The following is a 12,749-nucleotide window of genomic DNA, read 5'->3' on the forward strand; positions in this document are numbered from 1 at the left end:
CAGGGAGTTACGCTCCCAGATAGTCGCTCTTGCCCAAAGGCACGCCGGCATGGCGCAGCAGCGCGTAGGTCGTCGTCGCGTGGAAATAGAAGTTCGGCAGGGCGAAATGCTGCAGATAGGCCAGGCCCTCGAACTTCAGCGGGTCGCCCGAGCGGCGCGGGATCGTGATCTCGCGGGTTTCGCTGCCGTCAAAGGCCGCAGCCGGGATGGACAGCACGAAATCCCGGGTCTTGCGGATGCGCTCGGCCAGCTCGTCCAGCGAGGCCTCGTTGTCCGGGTAGCTGGGATTCTCCTGGCCGGCCAGGCGGGCCACGCAACCCTTGGCGGCGTCGCTGGCGATCTGGATCTGCTTCGTGAACGGCAGCATGTCGGGCGCCAGGCGCAGCGTCAGGTAGACATCGGTGGAGAACTTCTTCGCCTCGGCATGGGCCTTGGCGGCCTCCAGCCAGTTCAGCATGTTGCCCAGCATGCGGGCAAAGGCGGGCACGCTGGCGGCGTGCATGGAAATCGTGGTCATCGGGTGGTCTCCATTGAGGGAAAACTATCGTAGCCAGCCTTGCGAGAGGCTGCATGCGCCAAGGGCACAATGCCCCAAGACATGACGCCCCATGCCTGCGTCGCCGACTGCCCTCGTGTGGGCGGCCCGCGCGGGCCCCGACCATGAATGTGATCATTCTCGATGACTACCAGGACGCCGTCCGCAAGCTGCGCTGCGCTGCCAAGCTGGAGCCGCTGAACGCCAAGGTCTTCACGAACACGGTCAAGGGCATCGGCCAGCTGTCCGTGCGGCTTCGGGATGCCGAGGTGCTGGTGCTGATCCGTGAGCGCACCGCCTTCCCGCGCCAGTTGCTCGAGAAGCTGCCCAAGCTCAAGCTGATCTCCCAGACCGGCCGCGTCGGCAGCCACATCGACGTGGAAGCCTGCACGCGGCTGGGCATCGCCGTGGCCGAGGGCGTCGGCAACCCGACGGCGCCGGCCGAGCTGACCTGGGCGCTGATCATGGCGTCCATGCGCCGGCTGCCGCAGTACATCGGCAACCTCAAGCACGGCGCCTGGCAGCAGGCGGGGCTGAAGGCGGCCTCGATGCCGGCCAACTTCGGCGTCGGCATGGTGCTCAAGGGCAAGACGCTGGGCATCTGGGGCTACGGCAAGATCGGCCAGATCCTGGCCGGCTACGGCCGCGCGTTCGGCATGAAGGTCATGGTCTGGGGCAGCGAGCCGTCGCGGCTGAGGGCCGAGGCAGACGGCTACGACGCCGCCCCCAGCCGCGAGGCCTTCTTCGCTGAGGCGGACGTGCTGTCCGTGCACCTGCGCCTGTGCGATGCGACGCGCGGCATCGTCACGCCCGAGGATCTGTCGCAAATGAAACCCACGGCGCTGTTCGTCAACACGTCCCGGGCCGAGCTGGTGACCGAAGGCGCGCTGGTGTCGGCCCTGAACCGCGGCCGGCCCGGCATGGCCGCCATCGACGTGTTCGAGAGTGAGCCCATCCTGCAGGGCCACCCGCTGCTGCGGCTGGAGAACGCCGTCTGCACACCGCACATCGGCTACGTCGAGCAGGACAGCTACGAGCTCTACTTCGACGCCGCCTTCGACAACGTGCTGAACTTCATCAAGTCCCAGCCGACGAACATCATCAACCCCGAGGCCTTGAAAGTCCTGCGGTGAACCGACCTGAGTCGCTGACCGACCTCTACGTCGCGTTCTCCCGGCTGGCACTGCAGGGCTTCGGCGGCGTGCTGGCCGTGGCGCAGCGCGAGCTGGTCGAGCGGCTGGCGTGGATGAGCCGCGAGGAGTTCGTCGAGACGCTGGCCATCGCCCAGGTGCTGCCCGGGCCCAACGTCGTCAACCTGTCGATGATGGTGGGCGACCGGTTCTTCGGCACGCGCGGCGCGATGGTGGCGCTGGCCGGCATGCTGTCGCTGCCGGCCGTCATCGTGCTGCTGCTGGCCGTGGCCTACGGCGAATTGCGCAACTACCCGGTCGCGGCGGACGCGCTGCGCGGCATGGGCGCCGTGGCCGCCGGCCTCGTGCTGGCCACGGGCTTCAAGCTGCTGCCGGCGCTGAAGAAGAACCCGCTCGGCCCGCCGGCCGCCTTCGGCCTGGCGCTGGCGGCCTTCGTGCTGATCGGGCTGCTGCGCTGGCCACTGATCACCGTGCTGGCCATCGTCGGCGGTGGCGGCATGGCGCTGGCGTGGTGGAAATTGAAATGACCTGGGCCGACTACCTCAGCCTGTTCCTGCACTTCCTCGTGCTGTCGCCCATGTCCATCGGCGGCGCGATCACGACGGTGCCGGAGATGCACCGCTTCCTCGTCGACCAGACGCACTGGCTGACCGAGACCGAGTTCACGACCTCCATCGCGCTGGCCCAGGCCGCGCCGGGCCCCAACATCCTGTTCGTCGCCGTGCTGGGCTGGAACGTCGCCGGCCTGTCCGGCGCGATGCTGGCGATGGGCGGCATCATGCTGCCCTCCACGCTGCTGACGCTGACCGCCACGCGCTGGGCGCGCGCCAACCGCGAGCACATCGCGCTGCGCTCATTCTCGGCCGGCATGATGCCGCTGACGCTCGGGCTGATCATCGCCACCGGCTGGCTGCTGGCCCTGCCCTTCCTGCGCGTCGACGAGCACCGCTGGGGCACGCTGGCGCTGATCGCCGTCACCGTGCTGCTGACGCTGAAGACGCGGCTGGGCCTGGTGTGGATGGTGGCGGGCGGCGGCGTGCTGGGCGCGCTGGGCCTGGTGTAGCGCCGTTCACGCGGCGGGCCGGAATGCGGCCGGCGGGCGGCCGAGCAGGCGCACGAAGGCACGGCGCATGCGCTCGGTGCCGCCGAACCCGCAGTCCTGCGCCACGCGCAGGACCGAGCTGGCGCCCCCTTCCAGCGCGGCGCGTGCCGCTTCCACGCGCAGCCGCTCGACGGCCTGGGCCGGCGTGGCCCCGGTCTCAGCGCGGAAGCAGCGCGCGAAGTGGCGTGGGCTCATGCAGGCCCGTGCGGCGAGGTCTTCGACGCCATGGGGCTGGCGCAGGTCGGCGCGCACGGCGTCCAGCAGCGTGACGAAGCGGCCGTCGGGGCGCTGCAGGTCCAGCAGCGGCGAGAACTGCGACTGCCCGCCCGGCCGGCGCCGCTCGACGACGAGCTGGCGCGCCGCCTGCCGCGCCAGCTCCTCGCCATGGTCGTGCGCCAGCAGCGCCAGGCACAGGTCGATGCCGGCCGTCATGCCGGCGCTGGTCCACAGCTCGGGCCACTGGCGGCGCCGTACGGCGGGCTCGCGCACGTAGATGCGGTCGGGCTGCAGGCGCACGGCGGGGTAGTCCGCCTCGAATTGCCGACCGCGCGACCAGTGCGTCGTGGCCGTGCGGTCGTCCAGCAGGCCAGCCGCCGCCAGCAGCAGGCTGCCGCTGCAGATGCTCGCGATGCGCGCACCGCTGCGCGCGGCGCGCTGCAGCCAGGCCACGAGGCGGGCATCGCGGCATGCCGCGTCCACACCATCGCCGCCGATGACCATGACGAGATGCAGCCCGTCCAGCCTGCGCGGCAGGCCCGTGACGGGCCAGGCCACGCCGGCCGAGCTGCGCACCATCGGCGGCACGCTGGCGACGATGCGCCAGTCGTAGCTGCCGGGTCGGGCCAACCGCGCCAGCTCGAACACGGCCATCGGCCCGGCCAGGTCGAGCTGCTGGAAGCTGGGGAAGATGACGAAGGCAATGCGGCATGTCATCGCCCCATGATGGCAGAAAAGGTGGGAACTGCGTCCTGGCGGCCAGCCACCTTGCGCCGCAAACTGGCGCCATGACACATCCCGCAGACGCCCTCATCACCATCACCCAGCGGCCCGACACGGTGTTCGCGTCCGGCCGCGGTTCGTGGCTGACCGACGAGGCCGGCAAGCGCCACCTCGACCTCGTGCAGGGATGGGCCGTCAACAGCCTGGGCCACTGCCCGGACGTCATCACGCAGGCACTGCTGGCGCAGTCGCAGCGCCTGGTGAACGCCAGCCCCGCCTACTTCAACCGGCCCCTGCTGGACCTCGCGCAGCGGCTGGTGGCGGCCAGTTGCTTCGACCGGGCGTTCCTCGCCAGCTCCGGCGCCGAGGCGAACGAGGGCGCCGTCAAGCTGGCGCGGCGCTGGGGCAGCGTGGCGCGCGACGGCGCGCACGAGATCGTCGGCTTCGACCAGGGCTTCCACGGCCGCACGCTGGCCATGATGAGCGCCTCGGGTAAGCCGGGCTGGAACGAGCTGTACGCGCCGATGCCAACGGGCTTCCTGAAGGCGCGGCTGAACGACCTCGCGTCGGTGGAGCGGGCGCTGAACCCGCGCACGGCGGCCGTGATGATCGAGTTCGTGCAGGGCGAGGCCGGTGTCGTGCTGGCCGACCGCGGCTTCGTTCGCGAGTTGCGCGCGCTGACCGCCGAGCGCGGCGTGCTGCTGATTGCCGACGAAGTGCAGACGGGCATCGGCCGCTGCGGCACCGCCTTCGCCTACGAGCACTTCGACATCGAGCCCGACGTCATGACGCTCGCCAAGGGCCTCGGCGGCGGCGTGCCGCTGGCCGCGCTGCTGTGCAAGGAGCACCTCAACTGCTTCCGGCCCGGCGACCAGGGTGGCACCTTCTGCGGCAACCCACTGATGGCGGCCGTCGGCCTGGCAGTGGTGGATGCGGTGTGCAGTGACGCCTTCCTGGCCGGGGTGCGCGAGCGCGCGGCCCAGCTGTCGGCAGGGCTGCAGGCGGTGGCACGCGACCACGGCCTGGTGGGCGAACGCGGCCTGGGCCTGCTGCGGGCCCTGGAGCTGCCCGTGCCCTGCGCGGAGGAGGTCGTGAAAGCCGCGCTGGCGCTGGCGCCAGTGGGCCTGCTGCTGAACGCGCCGCGCCCGCACCTGCTGCGGCTGATGCCGGCGCTGAACATCAGCGCGGCCGAGATCGACGAAGGCCTGGCGCTGCTGCGCCGGGCGCTCCGTGAGGCGCAGCTTTAGGTGGTTCCGAAAATCTTGTCGCCGGCGTCGCCCAGGCCCGGGATGATGTAGCCGACGTCATTGAGGTGGCTGTCGATGGCGGCCGTCCAGCAGCGCACGTCGGGGTGGGCCGTCTCCAGCGCCTTCACGCCCTCGGGTGCAGCCACCAGCACCAGCGCGCGCACGTCCTTGCAGCCGCGTGCCTTCAGCAGGTCGACGGTCGCGATCATGCTGCCGGCCGTGGCCAGCATCGGGTCGATGATGAGCGCCGTGCGGGCCTCGAGGTTGCCGACGAACTTGTCGAAGTAGTTCACCGGCTTCAGCGTCTCGTGGTCGCGCGCCAGGCCGACGACGGAGACCTTGGCGTTGGGCAGGATGTCCAGCACGCCGTCCAGCATGCCCAGACCCGCGCGCAGGATGGGCACCACGGTGACCTTCTTGCCGGCGATCTGGTCCACCTCGGTCGGGCCGCTCCAGCATTCGATGGTGACCTTCTCGGTCACGAAGTCGGCAGTCGCCTCGTAGGCGAGCAGCCGGGCGATCTCGCCGGTCAGCTCGCGGAACTTCTTCGTCGAGATCTCCGCCTCACGCATCAGCCCGATCTTGTGCTTGACCAGCGGATGCTTGACTTCGATGACGGCCATGGCGGGAACTCCCAGATTTTTTCTAAACAGTCAGATTATCGACTGCCTGACGCGGTTCGCTGGCGCAGCACCTCGTACAGGCAGACGCCCGAGGCCACCGACACGTTCAGGCTCTCGACCGCGCCGGCCATCGGGATGCGCACCAGCTCGTCGCAGGTCTTGGCCGTCAGCTGCCGCATGCCCTCCCCTTCGGCGCCCAGCACGAAGGCGATCGGGCGCTTCAGGTCGAGGTCATAGATCGAGCGCTCCGCCTGGTCCGATGTGCCGACGACCCAGATGTCGCGCTCCTTCAGCTCATTCAAGGTGCGTGCCAGGTTGGTGACCATCAGGTAGGGCACCGTCTCGGCCGCACCGCTGGCCACCTTGGCCACGGTGGCGTTCAGGCCCACGGCGCGGTCCTTGGGGGCGACCACGGCATGCGCGCCGGCGCCATCGGCCACGCGCAGGCAGGCACCGAGGTTGTGCGGGTCGGTCACGCCGTCGAGCACCAGCACCAGCGGCGGGCCCTCGACGGCATCCAGCACATCGTCCAGCGAGTGCGGCTGCGCAATGGCCGCCACGCGGGCCACGACGCCCTGGTGGCGCGGGCTGCCGGCCAGCTGCGTCAGCCGCTCGTCGCCGCTCTCCACCAGCTTGGCGCGGGCGTCCTTCGCGCGCTCGATGAAGGCCCGCATGCGCTGGTCGCGCCGCGCGGGGTCGAAATGGACCTCGGCGACGGAATCAGGATGGGTCTTGAGGCGGACGGTGACGGCGTGGAAGCCGAACAGGACGGACTTGGGGGAGCTCATGCCCGCCATTGTCGGCTCATCGCCTCAGCGGCCCGCTTGCTTTCTGGCGTTCTCCATGACGTTGACCATCGTGTCGGTCCAGAAGCGGGCCTTGTTCTTCGCCAGGTGGTCCAGCAGCTGGTCGTGCGCTTCGCGTGTCACGCTGAGGTACTCGGCGCCCACGCCGTGGAAAAGCAGCTGCACCAGCGCGTGCTGGCTGGCGGCCTTTTCCACCAGCGCGATCAGTTGCTCGCCGCTCATGCCGTCGACGAAGTAGACCGGCACGGCGTACGGGTCCAGCGCGGTCGTGTCCGTGACCATCGCCGGGCTGGCCGCACGGAAGGCGACGAAGTGGGGCTGCAGCGCCTTCACGAAGTCCTCACCGCCGGCCTTCAGGTCCAGGCAGGGCGGCGTGAAGGTGCGCCGGGTCTTGCCGTCCAGGCTCTGCAGCCAGGTGTTGGCGGCGATGACCTGCTCCTGCACGCCGGCCGGCGTCTGCTTGTCGAGGTCATGGTGCGGCAACACCCACTCGCGGCCCGGCCCCTTGGCGGAACAACCGTGGAACAGGCTGTGGTTGCCGAGTTCGTGGCCGGCGGCCGCAGCGGCCTTCCATTCGTTGATGCGGCCCGGGAAGGTCGGCCCATTGATGGGGATGTAGAAGCTGCCGTGCAGGCCGCGCTTGTTGAGCTCGGGGATGACGTGGTCGAGCTGGCTGTTCAGCGCGTCGTCGTAGCCCAGGGTGACGGCCGCCTGCGCGCCGCCCGGCCAGTTGAACGGCGCAGCGACAGCGGCCACCGCCGCGAACAGGCCGAGCGCGGCCACGAACATCTTCTTTGTCATCTCTATGTCTCCTCAACGAACGGTTTGAACGGCCATCAGCAGGCCGATCAGCATAGGCTGATGAAACATGTAGAAACACAGCGACCAGCGCCCCAGCACGGCCAGTGGCCGCGGCGCGCGCCCCTGCCACAGCCCGGGCCAGCGGCGCGTGACGACGAAGCCCAGCAGCATCGGCGCCAGCCAGGGCAGCACTGGCACGTAGTCCTCGGTGATGGGCTTCTCGGTGATGAGGCCGATCCAGTCCGTCCAGCGCGTGTCGAAGAACGGGTGCTGCGCAAACTGCGGCAGCGCCACGGCCAACGCAGCCAGCGCCAGCAGCAACGCGTCGGGCAGCCGCGCCAGGCCCAGCCGCAGCAGCACCAGCATCAGCGCGATGCCGTGCAGCACGCCAAAGCTGATCCAGCTGAGCGGGAACATGAACCACGAGCCCGCCGTCACCAGCAGCGCGCAGCCGGCCACCTGGGCCCAGCGCCTCCAGAAGCGGCCGGGGCGCTGGCCCGCCGCCATGGCCAGCGCCTGGCCGCCGCCGGCGCAGAACAGGAACAGGCTGACGATGCAGGTGCGCTGCCAGGTCCAGACCGGGTCGCGGTAGAAGTCCTGCCGTATCCAGCCGAAATGGTTCAGATCGAAGCTGAAGTGGTAGCCCGCCATCCAGACGATGGCGGCGCCGCGCAGCGCGTCGAGGCGGTCGGAGCGGGGGGAAGACAAGTCAGGTCAGGGCAGCGGCGATGAGGCCGCATTCTGGCTCCTGCGCGCCTGCAGTTCCTGGGCGCGGCGCGCCCGCTCCTCGGCGAGGCGGCGGCGCTCAATGCGGTCGCCCTCAGCCGGGTCCGCGGCGCTGTGCGCCCCTTCGGCACGCAGCCGTGCAGCCAACCGAGCACGGTCACTGATCTGGCTCTGCGCGGCCTGGGCCTCGCGACTGATGTCCCAGTCGGCATCGGTGTAGCGGCCCTGGCCGGCACGGCACTGGCGCGCGCGGCGGACCTCGTCCTGCATGAACTGTCGCTCGGCGTCGCCCAGCGACGTCGAGTTGGCACGCGTCTCCATGCCGCGGATCTCGCCGTCGCCCGGGCAGACGTTGCCCGCCGGCAGCAGCGGCGCGGATGCCGCCGGCACCCGGCCCATGGCCGCCTGCACCACCTCCGGCTTGATGGCATCCACCACGTTGGGCTGCAGGTGGCGCTCGGCCATCGGCTGGCCGGCCTGCGGGCAGGGCTTGTCGCTGAAGTTGACCTTGCCGCCCACCTCGCATTTCCACACCTGCTGGGCCCAGGCGCCCGATACCCCCAGGCTCAGCGCCAGGCCCAGGCTCACTAATGTCCGCTTCATCGTCGGTCCTCCATTCGCCACCAGAATGTGCGGCATCGCCACCGCTGCCACTGTCGTGTCATGTCCAAGCGTCTGCTCGCACTCGCACTCATCGTATTGCTAGGCGCCCCCGTCGCCGAAGCCCAGAACAAGCCCGCCCAGCCCCGCGCCGCCAGCCCCCGCGGCGCGCTGGACGCCGAGGAACAGAACAACATCAGCGTCTTCAAACGCCTGAGCCCGTCGGTGGTGCACATCACGACACTCGCCGTGCAGCGTGATTTCTTTTCGTTACGCACCAGCGAGCAGCCCAGCGGCACGGGCACCGGCTTCATCTGGGACGACGCCGGCCATGTCGTCACGAACTTCCACGTCATCCAGGGCGGCGACCGCGCCACCGTCACGCTGAACGACCAGAGCAGCTACCCGGCCAAGCTCGTCGGCGCCTTCCCCGACCGCGACATCGCCGTGCTGCGCATCGAGGCGCCGCGTGACAAGCTGCCGGCCATCCCGCTGGGCACCAGCCGCGACCTGCAGGTGGGGCAGAAGGTCTACGCCATCGGCAACCCGTTCGGGCTGGACCAGACGCTGACCACCGGCATCGTCTCGGCGCTGAACCGCGAGATCGAATCCGTGACGCGGCGCACGATCAAGGGCGCGATCCAGACCGACGCGGCCATCAACCCCGGCAACTCGGGCGGGCCGCTGCTGGATTCGGCCGGCCGGCTGATCGGCGTCAACACGGCCATCTACAGCCCCAGCGGCGCGAGTGCCGGCATCGGCTTCGCGATTCCCGTGGACGAGGTCAACCGCATCGTGCCGCGGCTGATCCGCGACGGCCGCTTCATCCGGCCGGCGCTGGGCGTCACGTCCGGGCCGGAGAACCTGGCCAAGGCGCTGGGCGCGCCCAAGGGCGTGCTGCTGGTCAACGTGGCCGACGGCAGCCCGGCGGCAGCGGCGGGTCTGAGGCCCTTCGGCCGCGACCGCGTCGGCCGCATCATCCAGGGCGACGTCATCACCGCCATCGACGGCCAGGCCGTGGCGGACCTGGACGACATGCTGTCGCTGCTGGAGACGCGGCAGATCGGGGAGAAGGTGACGCTGAGCGTGTGGCGCAGCGGGCAGACGAGGAAGGTGGCGGCGACCTTGGGGAGTTCAGACTAGCCAGACATCGCGAGGCACCGAAATGAATAACACCGACCAAGATCGAAAGAAGGCTTGGAAGCTTCAACAAAAGCAGTTGGCGCGGGATGCCTTTCCAATCGCCGACGCTCTACTTGAATCGCTGTTTGATGCGGTTGACGCCTGCGTCGAAGAAGCGGGTTGCGACCATACCTTGCGGTTCACTACTGTCTGGCTATCTGACCAACAGCAACCGGAGGACAAAGTCATCGCCTGGCTTCGCGAGCACGGCGGCTTTTGCGACTGCGAGGTCTTGGCCAATGCGGCGGACCATTGGGAGCGGAACCGATGACGGGAGTCCTGATGAACTACCTCGTACAGTAGCGCCCCGCCTTCGTCGGCCAGGCCGCGATCGCCTCTACCCAACCAGTGATAGGACACCCCATGGGCGCGCAATGGAAAGCCAAACACAAAGACATCGCGGCCAATGCCAAGGGCAAGCTGTTCGGCAAGCTGGCCAAGGACATCATGCTGGCGGCGCGCGGCGGCGCTGATCCCAAGGACAACGCCAAGCTGCGCATGGCCGTCGAGGCGGCGCGCAAGGTGTCCATGCCCAAGGACACGCTGGACCGCGCCATCAAGAAGGGCGCCGGGCTCACCGGCGAGACCGTGCACTTCGAGCAGGTCATCTACGAAGGCTTCGCGCCGCACCGCGTGCCGGTCATGGTGGAGGTGCTGACCGACAACACCAACCGCGCCGCGTCGGACATGCGCGTGCTGTTCCGCAAGGGCCAGCAGGGCACGCCGGGCTCGGTGAGCTGGGACTTCGATCACCTCGGCCTCATCGAGGCCGAGGCCGCCACGCCCGATGCCGATGCGGACACCGCCGCCATCGAGGCCGGCGCGCAGGACCTGGTGCCGGCCGACGAAGACGGCATCGTGCTGTTCCTGACCGACCCGACGGACTTGGACCTTGTCAGCCGCGCCCTGCCCGCCCAGGGCTTTACGGTGCTCAGCGCCAAGCTGGGCTACCGGCCCAAGAACCCGATCGACCCGGCAAGCCTCAGCGCCGAGCAACTGGAGGAGGTGGAGAGCTTCCTGACGGCGATGGACGACAACGACGACGTGCAGCACGTGTACGCCGGGCTGGCCGGCTGAGCCTTCCCGGATGACGCCACCCTTCCCACCGCTCGCCAAGGTCTCCGAGAGGCGCGGCGTCGACGCCCGCGTCTTCCGGGAAGAGATCGCGCCGGCCAACCAGCCGGTGATCCTGCGCGGCCTCGTCGACAGCTGGCCGGTAGTGCAGCACGGCAGGTCATCGGCGCAGACGGCCTGCGAATACCTGATGCGCTTCTATCAGGGCCGGCTGGTGCCGCTGCTGATCGGCGACCCGGCGGCCAGGCGGCATCTCTTCTACCAGGAGATGATGGCCGGCCTCAATTTCGAGCGCCGCCCGGCCACCATCTTCGACGGCATGCGGCTGCTGCTGAGCCAGATGGGCAACGCCGACGCGCCGGCGATCTACATGGAGTCGCTGCCCGTCGCCGACTGCCTGCCCGGCTTCACCGGCGAGCAGGCCATGCCGCTACTGGACGGCACCATCTCGCCCAACGTCTGGATCGGCAATGCGGTCAAGGTGCAGACGCATTACGACCTGATGCGCAACCTCGCCTGCGTGGTCGCGGGCAAGCGTCGCTTCACGCTGTTCCCGCCGGAACAGTTGCCCAACCTCTACGTCGGGCCGCTCGATTTCACGCCGGCCGGCACACCGCTGAGCATGGTGCCGCTGCACGACCCCGACCTGGCGCGCTACCCGCGCTTCCAGCAGGCGCTGGAGGCCGCGCAGGTCGCCGACCTGGAACCCGGCGACGCGCTCTACATCCCCTACGCCTGGTGGCACCACGTCGAGTCGCTGGAGCCGTTCAACATCCTGGTGAACTACTGGTGGACCGAGAAGCAGGCGTCGGTGCACAACTACGACGCGCTGCTGCACGCGGTGCTGGCGTTCCGCGACCTGCCGGCCGAGCAGCGGCGGTTCTGGCGCGGCATGTTCGACCACTTCGTGTTCGAGGGCGCCGACGAGTCGCTGGGCCACCTGGCGCCCGAGCACCGCGGTCATCTGGGCCCGATCACGCCAGAGAAAGCCGCCGCCATCAAGGCCATCCTGGCGCAGTCGCTCAGTCGCTCCTGATCACGCGGTGCCAGGGCTCGCGGCCGCTTCGAGCAGCCAGCGCTCGAACGCCTTGACCGCCGGCCGCGACCGGGCCGCCGGGTCGACGATGAGCCGGTAAGCCCGCGCGGATTCGATGCCGGCGTCGAACGGCGTGACGAGCTGGCCGCTGGCCAGCAGCGCGTCCACTAGCGGCCGCCGCCCCAGGGCCACGCCCTGCCCCGCCACGGCGGCGGCGATGGCCTCGGCGTAGCTGGAGAAGCTCAGCCGCGCCGCCGGCCGCAGGTCGCTCAGGCCCCAGGCGCCCAGCCATGGCTCCCACTCGGCCGGCATGCCGGCGCTGTCACCGTCCATGGCCAGGTGCAGCAGCGTGTGGCGGGCCAGGTCCGGCGGCTCGCGCAGCGGCAGGCCCAGCTCGCCCACCAGCCGCGGGCTGCAGACGGGCAGCATGGATTCGGCGAACAGCTGCCGGCCCTGCGCCGCACCGACGGGGCTGTAGCGGATGGCGAGGTCGAAACCCTCGCTGGCCAGGTTGCGGTTGCCCAGGCCCGCGTCCAGCCGCACGTCGATGCCCGGGTGGGCGCGCGTGAAGGCCGTCAGCCGCGGGATCAGCCACAGCGAGGCGAAGCCCGGCGTCGTCGTCAACGCCAGCACCTGGCGCTGGTGCGGCTCGCGCACGGCACGCACGGCCACACGCAAGGTGTTCAGCGCGGTGGCGCAGGCGGCGTAGAGGCGCTGGCCGTCCTCGGTCAACGCCAGCGCGCGGTGGCGGCGCTCGAACAGCGTGACGCCCAGCTCCTCCTCCAGCGAGCGCATCTGCCGGCTCATGGCCGACTGCGTGACGAAGCGCTCCTCAGCCGCCTGCGTGAAGCTCAGGTGCCGCGCCGCGGCCTCGAAGGAGGCCAGCAGCGCCAGCGGCGGGAGTCGGTCAATCGGCTTGGTTGACAT

At 69.8% G+C, this 12,749-nt stretch carries 16 protein-coding genes; 8 read left to right on the forward strand and 8 right to left on the reverse strand.

Annotated features, from left to right (window positions below):
- Positions 1 to 7: 7 nt before the first annotated feature.
- On the reverse strand, positions 8 to 517 hold the full coding sequence (locus ACG04R_RS22535; protein ID WP_394415873.1) for a DUF1993 domain-containing protein: 510 nt from the start codon (positions 515 to 517) through the stop codon (positions 8 to 10).
- Between the two features lie 143 nt (positions 518 to 660).
- Here ACG04R_RS22535 and ACG04R_RS22540 point away from each other — a divergent pair, with 143 nt between their 5' ends.
- Genes ACG04R_RS22540 through ACG04R_RS22550 form a run of 3 tightly spaced genes read left to right on the forward strand, consistent with a single transcriptional unit; the run spans position 661 to position 2,749 of the window.
- On the forward strand, positions 661 to 1,668 hold the full coding sequence (locus tag ACG04R_RS22540) for a D-2-hydroxyacid dehydrogenase family protein (RefSeq protein WP_394415874.1): 1,008 nt from the start codon (positions 661 to 663) through the stop codon (positions 1,666 to 1,668).
- Positions 1,665 to 2,213 (forward strand): chromate transporter, encoded by a 549-nt coding sequence (locus ACG04R_RS22545; protein WP_394415875.1) that lies wholly within the window; start codon positions 1,665 to 1,667, stop codon positions 2,211 to 2,213. Before ACG04R_RS22540 ends, ACG04R_RS22545 begins: the two co-directional genes overlap by 4 nt.
- Positions 2,210 to 2,749: a chromate transporter gene (locus ACG04R_RS22550; protein ID WP_394415876.1), complete on the forward strand. Its 540-nt coding sequence runs from the start codon at positions 2,210 to 2,212 to the stop codon at positions 2,747 to 2,749. The genes ACG04R_RS22545 and ACG04R_RS22550 overlap by 4 nt, the downstream gene beginning before the upstream one ends.
- 6 nt (positions 2,750 to 2,755) lie before the next feature.
- On the opposite strand, the gene ACG04R_RS22555 is transcribed toward ACG04R_RS22550, so the two are convergent.
- Positions 2,756 to 3,721: a GlxA family transcriptional regulator gene (locus ACG04R_RS22555; RefSeq protein ID WP_394415877.1), complete on the reverse strand. Its 966-nt coding sequence runs from the start codon at positions 3,719 to 3,721 to the stop codon at positions 2,756 to 2,758.
- Between the two features lie 71 nt (positions 3,722 to 3,792).
- Here ACG04R_RS22555 and ACG04R_RS22560 point away from each other — a divergent pair, with 71 nt between their 5' ends.
- On the forward strand, positions 3,793 to 4,974 hold the full coding sequence (locus ACG04R_RS22560; RefSeq protein ID WP_394415878.1) for an acetylornithine transaminase: 1,182 nt from the start codon (positions 3,793 to 3,795) through the stop codon (positions 4,972 to 4,974).
- Here ACG04R_RS22560 and upp read toward each other — a convergent pair.
- From upp to ACG04R_RS22585, 5 genes are read right to left on the reverse strand one after another with little or no spacing between them, the layout of a single operon-like run.
- Positions 4,971 to 5,597 (reverse strand): uracil phosphoribosyltransferase, encoded by a 627-nt coding sequence (upp, locus tag ACG04R_RS22565; protein WP_394415879.1) that lies wholly within the window; start codon positions 5,595 to 5,597, stop codon positions 4,971 to 4,973. The genes ACG04R_RS22560 and upp overlap by 4 nt on opposite strands.
- A 35-nt stretch (positions 5,598 to 5,632) precedes the next feature.
- Entirely contained in the window at positions 5,633 to 6,385 is a 753-nt protein-coding gene (rlmB, locus tag ACG04R_RS22570; RefSeq protein WP_394415880.1) for a 23S rRNA (guanosine(2251)-2'-O)-methyltransferase RlmB, read from the reverse strand.
- A gap of 24 nt (positions 6,386 to 6,409) precedes the next feature.
- A complete protein-coding gene (locus ACG04R_RS22575) occupies positions 6,410 to 7,204 on the reverse strand; it encodes a polysaccharide deacetylase family protein (protein WP_394415881.1) in 795 nt (264 codons plus the stop codon).
- A gap of 12 nt (positions 7,205 to 7,216) precedes the next feature.
- Positions 7,217 to 7,912, reverse strand: a complete 696-nt coding sequence (locus ACG04R_RS22580; protein WP_394415882.1) for an acetyltransferase domain-containing protein — start codon at positions 7,910 to 7,912, stop codon at positions 7,217 to 7,219.
- 6 nt (positions 7,913 to 7,918) lie between these two features.
- Positions 7,919 to 8,533 (reverse strand): hypothetical protein, encoded by a 615-nt coding sequence (locus ACG04R_RS22585; protein ID WP_394415883.1) that lies wholly within the window; start codon positions 8,531 to 8,533, stop codon positions 7,919 to 7,921.
- 60 nt (positions 8,534 to 8,593) lie between these two features.
- Here ACG04R_RS22585 and ACG04R_RS22590 point away from each other — a divergent pair, with 60 nt between their 5' ends.
- The 4 genes from ACG04R_RS22590 (at position 8,594) to ACG04R_RS22605 (ending at position 11,822) form a co-directional block, all read left to right on the forward strand.
- A complete protein-coding gene (locus ACG04R_RS22590; RefSeq protein WP_394415884.1) occupies positions 8,594 to 9,673 on the forward strand; it encodes a S1C family serine protease in 1,080 nt (359 codons plus the stop codon).
- A 22-nt stretch (positions 9,674 to 9,695) separates the two neighbouring features.
- On the forward strand, positions 9,696 to 9,983 hold the full coding sequence (locus tag ACG04R_RS22595; RefSeq protein ID WP_394415885.1) for a DUF2695 domain-containing protein: 288 nt from the start codon (positions 9,696 to 9,698) through the stop codon (positions 9,981 to 9,983).
- 92 nt (positions 9,984 to 10,075) lie between these two features.
- Complete coding sequence (locus tag ACG04R_RS22600; RefSeq protein ID WP_394415886.1) at positions 10,076 to 10,789, forward strand: YebC/PmpR family DNA-binding transcriptional regulator; 714 nt, start codon at positions 10,076 to 10,078, stop codon at positions 10,787 to 10,789.
- A gap of 10 nt (positions 10,790 to 10,799) precedes the next feature.
- Positions 10,800 to 11,822 (forward strand): cupin-like domain-containing protein, encoded by a 1,023-nt coding sequence (locus ACG04R_RS22605; protein WP_394415887.1) that lies wholly within the window; start codon positions 10,800 to 10,802, stop codon positions 11,820 to 11,822.
- Here ACG04R_RS22605 and gcvA read toward each other — a convergent pair whose 3' ends face one another.
- A complete protein-coding gene (gene gcvA / locus ACG04R_RS22610) occupies positions 11,823 to 12,749 on the reverse strand; it encodes a transcriptional regulator GcvA (RefSeq protein WP_394415888.1) in 927 nt (308 codons plus the stop codon).

It is taken from the genome of Pelomonas candidula (assembly GCF_043555985.1).
Lineage (GTDB): Bacteria > Pseudomonadota > Gammaproteobacteria > Burkholderiales > Burkholderiaceae_C > Pelomonas > Pelomonas candidula.

Bases quoted from the DNA above. Each gene is read 5' to 3' on its own strand.
- ACG04R_RS22535 (WP_394415873.1), bottom strand. From the start codon at position 517: ATGACCACGATTTCCATGCACGCCGCCAGCGTGCCCGCCTTTGCCCGC.
- ACG04R_RS22540 (WP_394415874.1), top strand. From the start codon at position 661: ATGAATGTGATCATTCTCGATGACTACCAGGACGCCGTCCGCAAGCTG.
- ACG04R_RS22550 (WP_394415876.1), top strand. From the start codon at position 2,210: ATGACCTGGGCCGACTACCTCAGCCTGTTCCTGCACTTCCTCGTGCTG.
- ACG04R_RS22555 (WP_394415877.1), bottom strand. From the start codon at position 3,721: ATGACATGCCGCATTGCCTTCGTCATCTTCCCCAGCTTCCAGCAGCTC.
- ACG04R_RS22560 (WP_394415878.1), top strand. From the start codon at position 3,793: ATGACACATCCCGCAGACGCCCTCATCACCATCACCCAGCGGCCCGAC.
- upp (WP_394415879.1), bottom strand. From the start codon at position 5,597: ATGGCCGTCATCGAAGTCAAGCATCCGCTGGTCAAGCACAAGATCGGG.
- rlmB (WP_394415880.1), bottom strand. From the start codon at position 6,385: ATGAGCTCCCCCAAGTCCGTCCTGTTCGGCTTCCACGCCGTCACCGTC.
- ACG04R_RS22575 (WP_394415881.1), bottom strand. From the start codon at position 7,204: ATGACAAAGAAGATGTTCGTGGCCGCGCTCGGCCTGTTCGCGGCGGTG.
- ACG04R_RS22585 (WP_394415883.1), bottom strand. From the start codon at position 8,533: ATGAAGCGGACATTAGTGAGCCTGGGCCTGGCGCTGAGCCTGGGGGTA.
- ACG04R_RS22590 (WP_394415884.1), top strand. From the start codon at position 8,594: ATGTCCAAGCGTCTGCTCGCACTCGCACTCATCGTATTGCTAGGCGCC.
- ACG04R_RS22595 (WP_394415885.1), top strand. From the start codon at position 9,696: ATGAATAACACCGACCAAGATCGAAAGAAGGCTTGGAAGCTTCAACAA.
- ACG04R_RS22600 (WP_394415886.1), top strand. From the start codon at position 10,076: ATGGGCGCGCAATGGAAAGCCAAACACAAAGACATCGCGGCCAATGCC.
- ACG04R_RS22605 (WP_394415887.1), top strand. From the start codon at position 10,800: ATGACGCCACCCTTCCCACCGCTCGCCAAGGTCTCCGAGAGGCGCGGC.
- gcvA (WP_394415888.1), bottom strand. From the start codon at position 12,749: ATGTCAACCAAGCCGATTGACCGACTCCCGCCGCTGGCGCTGCTGGCC.